Annotated in this window: 12 protein-coding genes and 2 riboswitches; of the genes, 8 read left to right on the plus strand and 4 right to left on the minus strand. The window is 70.4% G+C overall.

What is annotated here, in order from left to right; genetic code table 11:
• Positions 1–149 precede the first annotated feature (149 nt).
• The 3 genes from RIC31_RS06305 to RIC31_RS06315 all read left to right on the plus strand — a co-directional run bounded on the left by RIC31_RS06305 (position 150) and on the right by RIC31_RS06315 (position 3,603).
• Positions 150–1,718: a sensor histidine kinase gene (locus RIC31_RS06305; RefSeq protein WP_350104359.1), complete on the plus strand. Its 1,569-nt coding sequence runs from the start codon at positions 150–152 to the stop codon at positions 1,716–1,718.
• Positions 1,705–2,157 carry a response regulator gene (locus tag RIC31_RS06310; RefSeq protein WP_350104362.1) on the plus strand — a complete coding sequence of 151 codons (453 nt, stop codon included), beginning with the start codon at positions 1,705–1,707 and terminating at the stop codon, positions 2,155–2,157. The genes RIC31_RS06305 and RIC31_RS06310 overlap by 14 nt, the downstream gene beginning before the upstream one ends.
• Before the next feature lie 186 nt (positions 2,158–2,343).
• Positions 2,344–3,603, plus strand: a complete 1,260-nt coding sequence (locus RIC31_RS06315; protein WP_350104364.1) for a hybrid sensor histidine kinase/response regulator — start codon at positions 2,344–2,346, stop codon at positions 3,601–3,603.
• Here RIC31_RS06315 and RIC31_RS06320 read toward each other — a convergent pair.
• Positions 3,591–4,550 carry a homoserine kinase gene (locus tag RIC31_RS06320; RefSeq protein WP_350104367.1) on the minus strand — a complete coding sequence of 320 codons (960 nt, stop codon included), beginning with the start codon at positions 4,548–4,550 and terminating at the stop codon, positions 3,591–3,593. The genes RIC31_RS06315 and RIC31_RS06320 overlap by 13 nt on opposite strands.
• A 20-nt stretch (positions 4,551–4,570) precedes the next feature.
• On the minus strand, positions 4,571–5,515 hold the full coding sequence (gene ispH, locus RIC31_RS06325; RefSeq protein ID WP_350104370.1) for a 4-hydroxy-3-methylbut-2-enyl diphosphate reductase: 945 nt from the start codon (positions 5,513–5,515) through the stop codon (positions 4,571–4,573).
• A 99-nt stretch (positions 5,516–5,614) separates the two neighbouring features.
• Here ispH and RIC31_RS06330 point away from each other — a divergent pair, with 99 nt between their 5' ends.
• Together RIC31_RS06330 and RIC31_RS06335 are read left to right on the plus strand one after the other, a co-directional pair.
• Positions 5,615–5,854 (plus strand): CDGSH iron-sulfur domain-containing protein, encoded by a 240-nt coding sequence (locus RIC31_RS06330; protein WP_350104373.1) that lies wholly within the window; start codon positions 5,615–5,617, stop codon positions 5,852–5,854.
• Between the two features lie 31 nt (positions 5,855–5,885).
• Positions 5,886–6,413 (plus strand): Slp family lipoprotein, encoded by a 528-nt coding sequence (locus RIC31_RS06335; RefSeq protein WP_350104376.1) that lies wholly within the window; start codon positions 5,886–5,888, stop codon positions 6,411–6,413.
• On the opposite strand, the gene RIC31_RS06340 is transcribed toward RIC31_RS06335, so the two are convergent.
• The gene (locus RIC31_RS06340) at positions 6,410–7,279 is read right to left on the minus strand and encodes an alpha/beta fold hydrolase (RefSeq protein WP_350104379.1); all 870 of its coding nucleotides are present in this window, start codon (positions 7,277–7,279) and stop codon (positions 6,410–6,412) included. The two genes, RIC31_RS06335 and RIC31_RS06340, sit on opposite strands and share 4 nt — an antisense overlap.
• A 23-nt stretch (positions 7,280–7,302) precedes the next feature.
• Positions 7,303–8,250, minus strand: coding sequence for a homocysteine S-methyltransferase family protein (locus RIC31_RS06345; protein ID WP_350104381.1), 948 nt, complete (start codon positions 8,248–8,250; stop codon positions 7,303–7,305).
• 189 nt (positions 8,251–8,439) lie between these two features.
• A riboswitch (glycine riboswitch) is annotated at positions 8,440–8,547 on the plus strand.
• A 3-nt stretch (positions 8,548–8,550) separates the two neighbouring features.
• A riboswitch (glycine riboswitch) is annotated at positions 8,551–8,651 on the plus strand.
• 48 nt (positions 8,652–8,699) lie between these two features.
• On the opposite strand from RIC31_RS06345, the gene gcvT reads away from it, so the two are divergent.
• The 3 genes from gcvT (at position 8,700) to gcvP (ending at position 13,189) form a co-directional block, all read left to right on the plus strand.
• Complete coding sequence (gcvT, locus tag RIC31_RS06350) at positions 8,700–9,803, plus strand: glycine cleavage system aminomethyltransferase GcvT (RefSeq protein WP_350104384.1); 1,104 nt, start codon at positions 8,700–8,702, stop codon at positions 9,801–9,803.
• Between the two features lie 42 nt (positions 9,804–9,845).
• Positions 9,846–10,214, plus strand: a complete 369-nt coding sequence (gene gcvH, locus RIC31_RS06355; protein ID WP_350104386.1) for a glycine cleavage system protein GcvH — start codon at positions 9,846–9,848, stop codon at positions 10,212–10,214.
• Between the two features lie 95 nt (positions 10,215–10,309).
• Positions 10,310–13,189, plus strand: a complete 2,880-nt coding sequence (gene gcvP / locus RIC31_RS06360) for an aminomethyl-transferring glycine dehydrogenase (RefSeq protein ID WP_350104388.1) — start codon at positions 10,310–10,312, stop codon at positions 13,187–13,189.
• Positions 13,190–13,267 lie beyond the last annotated feature (78 nt).

Consider the following 13,267-nt stretch of genomic DNA (forward strand, 5'->3'; position numbering starts at 1 on the left):
CTGCCGGGCGGCGACCGATCGCGAGACCCGACAAGGTTGTCGACGCCGCCCCGGACCGGTCCGATAATTTGCCGACTTGCCCGGACGGCCCGGTCGACGACCGTGGAACCATGCCAGCCCGGTGCCGTTGCCTCCGGAAGGAACAGACGATGCCCGACAGCGCCGAACGACTGCGGGCCGTGATCGACACGGCGGTCGACGGGGTCATCCTGATCGACTCCGAAGGGATCGTGCAAACCTTCAACAAGGCCTGCGAAGGGCTGTTCGGCTACGTCGCCGACGAGGTCGTGGGGCGCAACGTGCGCATGCTCATGCCGGAGCCCTATCACGGCGAGCACGACGGCTATCTGCGACGCTACCTGGCCACCGGCGAGCGCAAGATCATCGGCATCGGCCGCGAGGTCAGCGCGCGGCGCAAGGACGGCACCGTGTTCCCGATCGAACTCTCGGTCGGCGAGACGGAGGCCCCCGAGGCGCGACCCGGCGGCGAGCACGGCTTCGTCGGCATCATCCGCGACATCTCGGCCCGCAAACAGGCCGAGCGCGAGCTGTCGGACAGCCTGGCCCGCCTGCGCGCCGTCATCGGCACCGCCGTCGACGGCGTCATCCTGATCGACTCGAACGGCATCGTTCAGAGCTTCAATGCGGCCTGCGAGGGGCTGTTCGGATACCAGGCGGACGAGGTCGTCGGGCACAACGTGCGGATGCTGATGCCGGAGCCCTATCACGGCGAACACGACGGCTACCTGCAGCACTATCTGGATACCGGGGAGCGCAAGATCATCGGCATCGGCCGCGAGGTCAGCGCGCGGCGCAAGGACGGCACGGTGTTCCCGATCGAGCTGTCCGTCGGCGAGGCCCAGCAGGGCGCCGATCGGATCTTCGTCGGGATCATCCGCGACGTCACCGCCCGCAAGGAGGCCGAGACGGCCCTGATCCGGCACACCCGGGAGCTGGAACGGCTGAACCGTGCGCTCCGGCTCCAGTCCGTCGACCTGGAACGCTCGAACGACGAGCTGCGGCTGTTCGCCAGTGCGGCGTCGCACGACCTCAAGGAACCGCTGCGCAAGATCCAGACCTTCGGCGACTTCCTGGTCACGGAACACGCCGACCGGCTCGACGACGAAGGCCGGCACTATGTCGGGGTCATGGTCGACGGCGCCGCCCGGATGGCCCGCATGATCGACGGCATCCTCGCCTATTCCCGGGCCGGCCTGGCCGAGATCGACGTCTCCAGCGTCGACCTCGCCGAGCTCTGGCATGCGGTCTGCAGCGACCTCGAGATCCAGGTGGCGGAGGCCGATGCGACGGTCTCCGTACAACCCATGCCGGCCATCGAGGCCGACGCGGTCCGGCTGCACCAGGTGTTCCAGAACCTGCTGAGCAACGCGCTTAAATACCGGTCGCCCAGCCGTCCCCTGACGGTCTCCGTCGATGCCGCCACCCGGCCCGCCGCCGGCGGTCGGGAGGAGGTGGTGATGTCGGTCGTCGACAACGGCAACGGCTTCGATCCGGCATACGCCGACGCGATATTCGAGCCGTTCAAGCGCCTGCAGGGCCGCAAGGGCGTCGACGGGATCGGGCTCGGCCTTGCCTTGTGCCACCGTATCGTTCGGCTCCATAGTGGGGCGATAGAGGCGGAGGGACGTCCCGGAATCGGCGCGACGTTCCGGGTCACCCTCCCGGTCCGGCAGGAGGCGCGCAATGGCGACGCATAGAACCGAGGCCGCAGTCCCCGACGGGGCGATCCTGATGGCCGACGACGACGACGACGACGTCCTGGTCGCCCGCAAGGCCTTCAACCAGGCCGACATTCGAAATCCGTTCTATCGGGTCGCCGACGGCGGCGAACTGCTCGACTTCCTGCGCCGGCGGGGCGACTACGCCGACGCCCCGCGTCCCGGGCTGATCCTGCTGGACCTCAACATGCCCGGCATGGGCGGTCGGGAAGCGCTGTCGCGGATCAAGAGCGATCCCGACCTGCGCCGCATCCCGCTGGTCGTGTTCACCACCTCGCAGGACGAGGCCGACGTCGCCGACAGCTACGACCGCGGCGCCAACTCCTATATCGCCAAGCCGGTCGGGATCGCCGGGATGGTCCGAACCGCGCGGAGCATCCAGAATTACTGGTTCGACCTCGTGACGCAGGCAGATTGAGCGACCCGGAGAACGACACGCGACGCGCTCTCAGAAACGGGCCGGACGGAACGCCGAGCCGACCAGCGATAACCGGCCATTAACCCGGGCAGGCAATAATGGGACGTGGTACGAGCAGATGTTCGTCCAATGGTCGTTTATGGTGCGGCGGGATCGCGCAGCAGGCCGGCCGGCAGGGAGTGTGGGATGAGTGAGTGGAGCGTCGCATCCGCCGGATCCCGCGGGGCCGGACCACCGCTGACGGCGGCGCGTAACCGGTGGCGCAAGTCGGAGAGCGACGAGGCCATCCGGGTCATGATCGTCGACGACGATGCCGAGGACCGGCTGACGATCCGGCGCTACCTGCGCGGCGCGCGCAGCTGCCGCTTCGCCGTGCGGGAATGCGACGATCCCGCCGACCTGGTCGCGATCCTCGACGACAGCCCGGTCGACGTCATCCTGATGGACCAGCGGCTGGGCGGTCAGCAGGGCACCGACGTCATCCGCCGGATCGGCGGCAGCCGCGCCGCCGCCCCCGCGATCCTGCTGACCGGCTACGACGAGGCCGCGGTCGAGGAAGAGGCGATCGTCGCGGGTGCCGCCGAGCACCTCAACAAGGCCGACCTGTCCAGCCGGGTGCTCGAGCGCACCATCAAATACGTCGTCAAGTGGCACAGCGACCAGCTCGAGCTGCGGCGCCAGGGCGAGCAGCTGCAGCTGGCGTGGAGCGAGGCGGCCAAGGCCAACCGGGCCAAGTCGGTGTTCCTGGCCAGCATGAGCCACGAGCTGCGCACGCCGCTCAACGCCATCATCGGGTTCTCGACCATGCTGCTGGGCAAGCCGATGGCCCGCAAGCCGACACGGGTCCGGGAGTATGCCAGCTTCATCCTGGACGGCGGCCAGCAGCTCCTGCACCTGGTCGACAACCTGCTCGACATCGCGCGGATCGAAGCCGGCCAGTTCGTGCTCGGCGACGAGATTCTCGACCTCGGCGAGGCCCTGCTCGAGGTGGCCAGGCAGAACGAGCCGCTGGCCCGGCAGCGCGGCATCGAGGTCGTGGTGCAGTGCCCGGCCAACCTGCCGCTGATCCGCATCGACCGGACCGGCTTCCAGCAGATCTTCCTGAACCTGCTCTCGAACGGCACCAAGTACACGCATGCCGGCGGGCGGGTCACGGTGACCGTGTCCAGCCTGGCGGCCACGCTCCGGGTCACGGTCCGCGACACCGGAATCGGCATGGCCGAAGACGAGGTCGAAACCGCGCTCCGCCCGTTCATGCGGATCCGGAACAACGCCTATGTCCGCTCCACGGAAGGCACCGGGCTGGGCCTCGCCATCGTCACGGCGCTGGCCGGCCAGCTCGACCTGACCGTCGAATTCGACAGCCGGCCCGGCGACGGCACCACGGTGACCGTGACGATTCCGGCCGACCGGGTCGAGCGCGGAACCGCGCCTCAGAGCCCATAGGCCGCCGGCCCCGATGCCGACTGATGGAAGCGCAGCTTCTGGTGATACTCCATCGGGTCCTTCGGCTTCACGAAGGCACCCTCCGGATGGTTCAGCCAGTCGTACAGCCGGGTCAGCAGGAACCGCAGGGCCGAGCCGCGGGCCAGCATCGGGATCGCCTCGCGCTCGGCCGCCGACAGGGTCCGCACGGTCTGGTACCCGGTGACCAGCAACCGCGCCTTGGTGACGTTGAAGCTGCCGTCGTGCTCGAAGCACCAGGCGTTCAGGCAGATCGCCAGGTCGTAGGCGAGCGCGTCCGTGCAGGCGAAGTAGAAGTCGATGAGCCCCGACACCTGGTCGCCCAGGAAGAACACGTTGTCCGGGAACAGGTCGGCATGGATGACGCCGGTCGGCAGACCGGTCGGCCAGTTCCGCTCCAGCAGGCCGAGCTCCTGGTTCAGAGAGTTGTAGAGGCCGTGGTAGATCTGGTTCGACTTCATGCCGCAGGCTTCGAGCAGCGGCCGCCAGCCCGCCACCGACAGGTTGTTGGCCCGGGTCATCGGGAAGTCGGCCCCGGCCACGTGCATGGCCGCCATGGCGGCGCCGAGCGAGCGGCAGTAGGCCGGCTGGATACGGCGGTGCCACAGCCCCTCGAGGAAGGTGACGACCGCCGCCGGGCGGCCGTTCAGCGTGCGCAGGGTCTCGCCGTCGCGGGCCGCCACCGGCCGCGGGCAGCTCAGCCCCTTCTTGGCGAGATGGTCCATCAGCCCGATGAAGAACGGCAGGTCTTCCGGGCTGACCCGCTTCTCATACAGCGTCAGGATGTAGGTCGAGCGCGTGGTCCGCACCAGGAAGTTCGAGTTCTCCACGCCTTCGGCGATGCCGGCGAACGAGGTCACCTCGCCGATGTCGTAATCGGCCAGGAAGGCCTGCAGCTCTTCGTCGGAAACCGGTGTGTAGACGGCCATCTGGTGCCCGGGGGTAAGGCCTAGGAGGCGAGCTCGCGAGGCAGTTTGAAGCGTATGTCCTCGCGGGCGACCGCGACTTCTTCGACAGTGACCGGGCGCAGCGCCCGGCAGGCGGCCACGACCTGCTCGACCAGCAGTTCCGGGGCCGAGGCCCCGGCGCTGATGCCGAGCCGCCGGACCCCGGCGAGCCAGCCGCCGTCGATGTCCGGCCCGCCGGAGATCAGCCGGGCGTCGGCGCAGCCCGCCACCTTGGCGACCTCGACCAGGCGCTTGGAGTTCGAGGAGTTCGGCGAGCCGATCACCACCAGGGCGTCGACCATGCCGGCGATCGCCTTGACCGCCTCCTGGCGGTTGGTGGTGGCGTAGCAGATGTCTTCCTTGTTCGGCGCCTCCATGTCCGGGAAGCGCCGCCGCAGGATCTCGACGATTCGGGCGGTGTCGTCGACCGACAGCGTGGTCTGGGTCACGAAGGCCAGCGGCTGGCCCGGTACCGGCGGCTGGTAGGCCTCGGCCTGGGCCTCGTCCTCGACCAGCGACATCGCGCCGTCGGCCAGTTGCCCCATGGTGCCGATCACCTCGGGATGGCCGGCATGGCCGATCAGGACCACGTGGCGGTCGCGCCGATGGTGGCGCTCGGCCTCCAGGTGGACCTTGCTGACCAGTGGGCAGGTGGCGTCGACGTAGATCATGTTGCGGCGCTGGGCGTCGGCCGGCACGGATTTCGGTACGCCGTGCGCGCTGAACACCACCGGCCGGTCGACCGGGCACTCGTCGAGCTCCTCGACGAACACCGCGCCCTTGCCCTCCAGCGCCTGCACCACATGCCGGTTGTGCACGATCTCGTGCCGGACATAGACCGGCGCGCCCCACTTCTCGAGGGCGTGCTCGACGATCTGGATGGCACGGTCGACCCCGGCGCAGAACCCGCGCGGGGCGGCGAGGACGATGGTGAGGGGCTCGGTCATGGCCGGGCGGTTTTCTCGCGAATGGCCGGCGGCGTCAATTGCGCCGACCGGGGCGGCGGGCTATCGTCCGGCGCAATTTCCGGGCCGAGGAGCGAACCGATGACCGAGCCGGTGTGTGCGCAGAAGGAACCCTACGCCGTCGACGTCGAGGCGGGGCGGGCCTATTTCTGGTGCGCCTGCGGTCTCAGCAAGAAGCAACCGTTCTGCGACGGCTCGCACAGCGGCACCGGAATCCAGCCCGTGCGCTACAAGGCCGAGCAGGCCGACACGGTGTTCTTCTGCGGCTGCAAGTCGACCGGCGACAAGCCGCTGTGCGACGGCACCCACAACACCCTCTGATGCGGCACTCACGATGACGGCAGGCCCCACGATGCGTCGATCCATCCTGGCCGCCCGGTCGCTCGTCATGCTCTCGGCGTTGACGGTCCTGGCCGGCTGCTCGTCCGACGGTCCGCCGCCGCTCTGCCCGCCGACCGGCACGCCGGCCCCGCTCGACAGCTTCACGCAGTTCGAGCCCGGCGGTGGCGAGGACCTCACGCAGGTCCGGTTCTCGGGCCGGATCGCACGGGTGCAGTCGGCCTGCGAATACGACGAGAAGGGCGTCGACCTCGAGCTGGCGATCCAGCTGGTCGTCGAGCGCGGCCCCGCCGACCGCAGCCGGCAGGCCGAGCTGCAGTACTTCGTCGCGGTCGAGGACGGCCCCGGCAACATCACCGCCAAGCGGATCTTCGACGTCGCGGTGCCGTTCGAGGGCAACAGCCGGCGGCTGGCCCGGCTCGAGGAGATCGAGCTGCGGATTCCGGCACCGGCAGGCCAGGGCTTCAAGCAGACCCGCGTGCTGGTCGGGCTGCAGCTCAGCCAGGAGCAGCTCGACTACAACCGCCGGCTCAAGCCCTAGGCAGACCTCGGCCAGGGTCCCGCCGAGACGGTCTCGGCGAACGCCGAGACGTTGCGGGCGAAGCGTTCCGGCTCCTCCCAGTGCAGGCCGTGGCCGGCGCCCTCGTAGACCAGCAGCTGGGCGTGCGGGATCGCCGACAGCAGGGCGTCCTGGTCGGCCCTCGGGAAGAACCCGTCGCGATCGCCCCAGACCACCAGGCAGGGCTTGTCGATCCGCGCGAGCTCGGCCGAGTGGTCGGCCTGCAGCAACCCCTCCAGGGCTGCCCGCCAGACCAGCGCCGGCGTCCGCAAGCTCTCGTCCACCACCATGTCGAGGAAGTCGGGTGCCGGCGGGCGTGCCAGCGTGGCCTCCTGGAAGGCGCGGACGAAGTCCGGGTCGACCGGGTCGTCCAGCTTCGCCACGTCGCCCCACAGCATGGCGACCTCCGGATTGCCGCGGGCGGTGGCGAAGGATCCCGCCAGCACCAGCCCGTCCACCCGGTCCGGATGGTCCAGCGCGAACCGCTGGGCGATCGCGCTGCCCATGGAGTGGCCGGCGATCACCGCCCGGTCGATCCCGCGCGCGTCCATGAACCCGGCCAGGTCGTCGGCGAAGTCGCGCGGCCGGTAGCCGGCCGCCGGCCGGCCCGCCTCGCCATGCCCGCGCTGGGTCGGTGCGATCGCGCGGATCGTCGGCGGGAAGTGCGGCAGCACGCCGTGGAACGACCGCCAGGTGTCGGTGTAGCCGTGCAGCAGGATGACCGGCAGGCCGCCGGCCTCGCCGCGTTCGGCATAGGGCAGCAGCAGGCCGTCGGACAGCACCACGACGCCGAGGCGGGTCACGGCGGCGCGGCCGGAGCCCTCCGGCGCCGGAGCGCCGGAAGGCATGGTCACCACACAGCAGGGCATGGTCAGGCCGCCAGCTTGCAGTGGCCGCAGATCTGCTCGATGTGGCGATGGTCGGTGCCGCAGCAGCCGCCCAGCACGTTGATCTGCCCGAACCGCCCGCGCAGCTCCCGATACAACCGGCCGAGCTCGACCGGATCGCCGGAATCCAGTTCGGTCGCCTGGTCGAGCTCGGCGTGGCTGCAGCGCGACGCGTTCGCGCGGATGCCGCGGATCCGGCCGACCCAGGCCTCGCCCTCGGCCAGTTGCCCGGCGAAATGGCTCGGATGGGCGCAGTTGATCATGAAGTAGGCCGGGCCGTCGCCGGTGGCGCCGTCGACCGCGGCGATCGCGTCCCACAGCGGCTCGCCGGTCGGCAGCCGGCCGTCGGTCTCGACGGTGAACGAGATCACCACCGGCATGCCGGCGGCCTGGGCCGCCCGGGTGACGCCGATCGCCTCCGGGGTGTTGGTCATGGTGATCGCGGTCACCATGTCGGCGCCGGTCGCGGCGAAGGTGGCGATCTGGCGGGCGTGATAGGCCTGGGCCTGCTCCGGCGTCATCGCCGCGCCCGGATCGTAGCCGTCGCCGCGCGGACCGACGCAGCCGCTGATCACCATCGGCGAATCGGCCGTCTCGAACTCGCCGCGCAGCCCGTGCAGCATGTCGATCGCCTTGCGGTTCGCCTCGTCGAGCGCCGCGTCCGAGTAGCCGAGCCTGGCTCCCCAGTCGGCGCTGGCGCGCCAGGTGGCGCTCTCCAGGATGAACCCGGCGCCGTTGGCGCGGGCGATCGCCGCGTGGCGGCGGAAATAGTCCGCCAGCGCCGCCGTGCCGTCGGCCTCGCGCAGCAGGTGGAAGGCCGCGAAATACGGCAGGTCCAGCCCGTCCTGGAAGATCAGCGTCGTCTCGATGCCGCCGTCGGTGAGAAACAGCCGGCCGTCGAGCTGTGGAAGCCTGTTCCTGTACTTCGTCATCTCTGTCACCTCGCGATACCCCCATCGCCCCCGGGGAGAAGGCCGCCGGTTTAACCCTGCCGTGTATCGCGGTGACGACGCGGATGTTTCATTTGTATCAGCCCGCCGCAACCGGTCGCCGGCGGGCGAGACAGGCGGCCCGGGCTTGCAACCCGGCCGGACCTGGGTATTCTGGCGACCTCATAACCCACGACTCTCGGGGGAGAGAGCGACGGGCCGCCGGCAACGGCGGTCGCGGTCGACGCCGAAGGAGCAACCGCCCCGGAAACTCTCAGGCGAAGGTACCCCGAGGCGAGGTGACTCTGGAGAGCAGGTGGGGGCCGCAAGGCCCGCTGCCTCACCGACGGGGAAAGCCGGGACGCCCATCCGCCCGGCCAATCTCTCAGGTCTTTCGGACAGAGGGGGCACGCACGGCATTCCGCCGTCGCGGAGCCGTCGCCGGAGGACCGATGACCGACCAGCAGGACCTGAAGACCACGCCGCTGACCGCGCTGCACGAGCGACTCGGCGGCAAGATGGTTCCGTTCGCCGGCTACCTGATGCCGGTGCAGTTCCCGCTCGGGATCCTCGGCGAGCACAAGCACACCCGGGCCAAGGCCGGGCTGTTCGACGTGTCGCACATGGGCCAGCTGCGGATCGACGGGGCCGACGCCGCCGCCCGGATCGAGACCCTGGTGCCCGGCGACATCGTCGGCCTCGACGCGGGGCGCACCCGCTACACCCAGTTCACCAACGCCGACGGCGGCATCCTCGACGACCTGATGGTCACCAATGCCGGGGACCACCTGTTCGTGGTGGTCAACGCGGCCTGCAAGGAGACCGACACCGCGCATCTGCGGAACACCCTGGGCGACGCCGTGACCGAGTTCGGCGACCGCGCGCTGCTGGCGCTGCAGGGACCGGCGGCGGAGTCGGTGCTGGCGGCGCTGGCTCCCGAGGCCGCCGCGATGACCTTCATGACGTTCCGCTGCATGGACGTCGCCGGGGTGCCCTGCTTCGTCACCCGCTCCGGCTATACCGGCGAAGACGGCTACGAGATCTCGGTTCCGGCCGCCGACGCCGAGGCCCTGGCCGAGCGCCTGCTGGCGCATCCGGATGTCGAGCCGATCGGCCTCGGCGCGCGCGATTCGCTGCGCCTGGAGGCCGGGTTGTGCCTGTACGGCCACGACATCGACACCACCACCTCGCCGGTCGAGGCGGCCCTGACCTGGAGCATCGGCAAGCGCCGGCGCGAGCAGGGCAGCTTCCCGGGCGCGGCCCGGGTCCAGGCCGAGCTGGCGAACGGCCCGAGCCGCCGCCGCGTCGGCCTGAAGCCCGAGGGCCGGGCCCCGGCCCGCGAGGGCACCGAGATCACCGACCCGGACGGCCGCCCGATCGGCAAGGTCACCAGCGGCGGCTTCGGGCCGTCGGTCGATGGGCCGGTCGCCATGGGCTATGTCGAGACCGCGTTCGCGGCCGACGGCACCGAGCTGCGGCTGGTGGTCCGCGGCAAGCCGTTGCCGGCGCGGGTGGCGAAGCTGCCGTTCGTGGCCCCGGGCTACAAACGTGGATAAGAACCCAGACACAACCGGCTTGGACCTGTGCAGGAGCGTGCGATGACCGTGAAGTACACCGAGGACCATGAGTGGATCCGCGTCGAGGGCGGGATCGGGACCGTGGGGATTACCGACCATGCCCAGGAACAGCTCGGCGACATCGTGTTCATCGAGCTGCCCGAGGTCGGCCGCTCGCTCGCCAAGGGCGACGAGTCCGGCGTCGTCGAGTCGGTCAAGGCCGCCAGCGAGATCTACGCCCCGGTGTCCGGCGAGATCGTCGAGGTGAACGCCGCCCTGGTCGACGCCCCGCAGACCGTCAACAGCGACCCGGCCGGTTCCGGCTGGTTCTTCAAGATCCGGCTGTCGGACCCCGGCGAGCTCGACGGGCTGATGGACGAGGCCGCCTACAAGGCCCACGCCGGCGGGTGACCCTTCGTGGCCCGCTGCTGCGCAACGGGCGCAACGGGACGAGAGAAATGCGTCGCCCGCCGATCTGCGGCGGGCGCCCAGGAGGACAGGACAGCATGACCCGGCCGACCTTGAGCGAGCTGACCGCCCGCGACGACTTCGTGAACCGCCACATCGGCCCGAGCGCCGACGAGACCGCGGCGATGCTCGCCGCCCTCGGCTACGACTCGCTGGAGGCGCTGACCGACGCCGCGGTGCCCAAGGGCATCCGCCGCGACCGGCCGATGGGCCTGGACGAGCCGCGCGGCGAGGCCGAGACGCTGGCCGAGCTGGCCGAGATGGCGAGCCAGAACAAGGTGGTGAAGTCGCTGATCGGCCAGGGCTACTACGGCACCGAGACACCCGGCGTGATCCGCCGCAACCTGCTGGAGAGCCCGGCCTGGTACACCGCCTACACGCCGTACCAGCCGGAGATCAGCCAGGGCCGGCTGGAGGCGCTGCTGAACTTCCAGACCATGGTGACCGACCTGACCGGCCTGGACATCGCCAACGCCTCGCTGCTCGACGAGGGCACCGCCGCCGCCGAGGCGATGATGCTGCTCCGCAAGCTCGCCAAGAATCCGGGCATGATGTTCTTCGTCTCCGAGCGTTGCCACCCGCAGACCATCGAGGTGGTGAGGACCCGGGCCGAGCCGATGGGCATCGAGGTCGTGGTCGGCGACGAGTTCGCCGGCCTGCCGGCCGACGCCTTCGGCTTCCTGGTGCAGTACCCGGCGACCCGCGGCGCCGTTCACCACTACGCCGACCTGGTCGAGCGGGCGCACGGTAACGACGCCCTGGTGGTGGTCGCCGCCGACCTGCTCGCCCTCACCCTGCTGACTCCGCCGGGCGAATGGGGTGCCGACGTGGCGGTCGGGTCGACCCAGCGCTTCGGGGTGCCGCTCGGCTTCGGCGGGCCGCATGCCGCCTACATGGCGACCAAGGACGTCCACAAGCGGTCGATGCCCGGCCGGCTGGTCGGGGTGTCGGTCGACGCCGCCGGCCGCCCGGCCTATCGCCTGGCCCTGCAGACCCGCGAGCAGCACATCCGCCGCGAGAAGGCGACCTCCAACATCTGCACCGCCCAGGTGCTGCTGGCGGTGATCGCCTCGATGTACGCGGTCTACCACGGGCCCGAGGGCCTGACCCGGATCGCCCGCCGGGTGCACCGGCTGACCGCGGCGCTGGCCGAGGGCGTGCGCCGGCTCGGCTACGAGCTGGACAGCGACAGCTTCTTCGACACCATCACCGTCAAGACCAGGGACTGGGGCGCCACGATCTGGGAGACCGCCCGGGTCGAGGGCCTGAACCTGCGGCTCGAGGACGACGGGGTGGCGGTGTCGCTCGACGAGACCTGCGACCGCGCCACCGTCGAGAAGCTGTGGACCTGCTTCCGCCAGGGCTCGGAGGCGGAGTTCGACTTCGACTCGATCGAGGCCGCGGTCGCCGACGCGATCCCCCAGGACCTGGCGCGGACCTCCACGTTCCTGACCCACCCGGTGTTCCACCAGTACCGGTCAGAGACCGAGATGCTGCGCTACCTGCGCCGGCTCTCGGACAAGGACATCGCGCTCGACCGGGCGATGATCCCGCTCGGCTCCTGCACCATGAAGCTGAACGCGACCAGCGAGATGATCCCGATCACCTGGCCGGAGTTCGCGAACATCCACCCGTTCGCACCGGCCGACCAGAGCACCGGCTACCACCGCATGATCGCCGACCTGGAGCGCATGCTGGCGGCCGCCACCGGCTACGCCGCGGTGTCGGTGCAGCCGAACGCCGGCTCGCAGGGCGAATACGCCGGCCTGCTGGTGATCCGGGCCTACCACCGGGCCCGCGGCGAGGGCCATCGCGACGTCTGCCTGATCCCGTCCTCGGCCCACGGCACCAACCCGGCGTCGGCCGCCATGGCCGGCATGCGGGTGGTGGTCGTGGCCTGCGACAGGCATGGCAACGTCGACGTCGACGACCTCAGGGCCAAGGCGGTCCAGCACGCCGACAAGCTGGCGGCGCTGATGATCACCTACCCGTCGACCCACGGGGTGTTCGAGGAGCGGGTGAAGGAGATCTGCGCGATCGTGCACGAGCACGGCGGGCAGGTTTACACCGACGGCGCCAACCTGAACGCGCTGGTCGGGCTGGTGTCGCTGCAGGAGCTCGGCTCCGACGTCAGCCACATGAACCTGCACAAGACCTTCTGCATCCCGCATGGCGGCGGCGGCCCCGGCGTCGGCCCGATCGGCGTGGCCGAGCACCTGGTGCCGTACCTGCCGGGCCATGCCGAGATCGACAGCCTGGAGACCGCGATCGGCGCGGTGTCGGCGGCGCCCTACGGCTCGGCCGGGATCCTGCCGATCAGCTGGACCTATATCCGGATGATGGGGGCCGAGGGCCTGACCAAGGCGACCCGGATGGCGATCCTGAACGCCAACTACGTGGCCAAGCGCCTGGAGGACCACTACCCGGTGCTCTACACCGGTCCGAACGGGCTGGTGGCGCACGAGTGCATCGTCGACCTGCGGCCGCTCAAGGAGCGCAGCGGGGTGACCGTCGACGACGTCGCCAAGCGGCTGATCGACTTCGGCTTCCACGCCCCGACCATGAGCTTCCCGGTGGCCGGCACCCTGATGATCGAGCCGACCGAGAGCGAGAGCCAGGCCGAGCTCGACCGGTTCTGCGACGCCATGATCCAGATCCGCGAGGAGATCCGGGCGATCGAGGACGGCGACCACCCGGTCGAGCACTCGGCCCTGCGCCACGCCCCGCACACCGCCGACGACCTGCTGGGCCCGGCCTGGGACCGGCCCTATCCGCGGCGCGCCGGCGCCTTCCCGATGCCCGGCATGGAGGCCACCAAGTACTGGCCGCCGGTGTCGCGGATCGACAACGTGTACGGCGACCGCCACCTGATCTGCACCTGCCCGCCGCTCGAGGCCTACCAGGACGCGGCGGAGTAGGTCGGCGGGAACGCCCGTCGCACCGTGGGTTCCGGCTCCGTCCCGCCACCGGCGGTCCGGGCCGGAATGACGACAGTG

The sequence above is a fragment of the Thalassobaculum sp. genome (genome assembly GCF_040219615.1).
In the GTDB taxonomy this organism is placed as follows: Bacteria; Pseudomonadota; Alphaproteobacteria; order Thalassobaculales; family Thalassobaculaceae; genus Thalassobaculum_A.

Excerpts from the sequence above, each read along its gene's own strand:
- RIC31_RS06310 (WP_350104362.1), top strand. The coding sequence starts at position 1,705 with ATGGCGACGCATAGAACCGAGGCCGCAGTCCCCGACGGGGCGATCCTG.
- gcvH (WP_350104386.1), top strand. The coding sequence starts at position 9,846 with ATGACCGTGAAGTACACCGAGGACCATGAGTGGATCCGCGTCGAGGGC.
- gcvT (WP_350104384.1), top strand. The coding sequence starts at position 8,700 with ATGACCGACCAGCAGGACCTGAAGACCACGCCGCTGACCGCGCTGCAC.
- RIC31_RS06345 (WP_350104381.1), bottom strand. The coding sequence starts at position 8,250 with ATGACGAAGTACAGGAACAGGCTTCCACAGCTCGACGGCCGGCTGTTT.
- RIC31_RS06320 (WP_350104367.1), bottom strand. The coding sequence starts at position 4,550 with ATGGCCGTCTACACACCGGTTTCCGACGAAGAGCTGCAGGCCTTCCTG.
- RIC31_RS06315 (WP_350104364.1), top strand. The coding sequence starts at position 2,344 with ATGAGTGAGTGGAGCGTCGCATCCGCCGGATCCCGCGGGGCCGGACCA.
- RIC31_RS06340 (WP_350104379.1), bottom strand. The coding sequence starts at position 7,279 with ATGCCTTCCGGCGCTCCGGCGCCGGAGGGCTCCGGCCGCGCCGCCGTG.
- RIC31_RS06305 (WP_350104359.1), top strand. The coding sequence starts at position 150 with ATGCCCGACAGCGCCGAACGACTGCGGGCCGTGATCGACACGGCGGTC.
- gcvP (WP_350104388.1), top strand. The coding sequence starts at position 10,310 with ATGACCCGGCCGACCTTGAGCGAGCTGACCGCCCGCGACGACTTCGTG.
- RIC31_RS06330 (WP_350104373.1), top strand. The coding sequence starts at position 5,615 with ATGACCGAGCCGGTGTGTGCGCAGAAGGAACCCTACGCCGTCGACGTC.
- RIC31_RS06335 (WP_350104376.1), top strand. The coding sequence starts at position 5,886 with ATGCGTCGATCCATCCTGGCCGCCCGGTCGCTCGTCATGCTCTCGGCG.
- ispH (WP_350104370.1), bottom strand. The coding sequence starts at position 5,515 with ATGACCGAGCCCCTCACCATCGTCCTCGCCGCCCCGCGCGGGTTCTGC.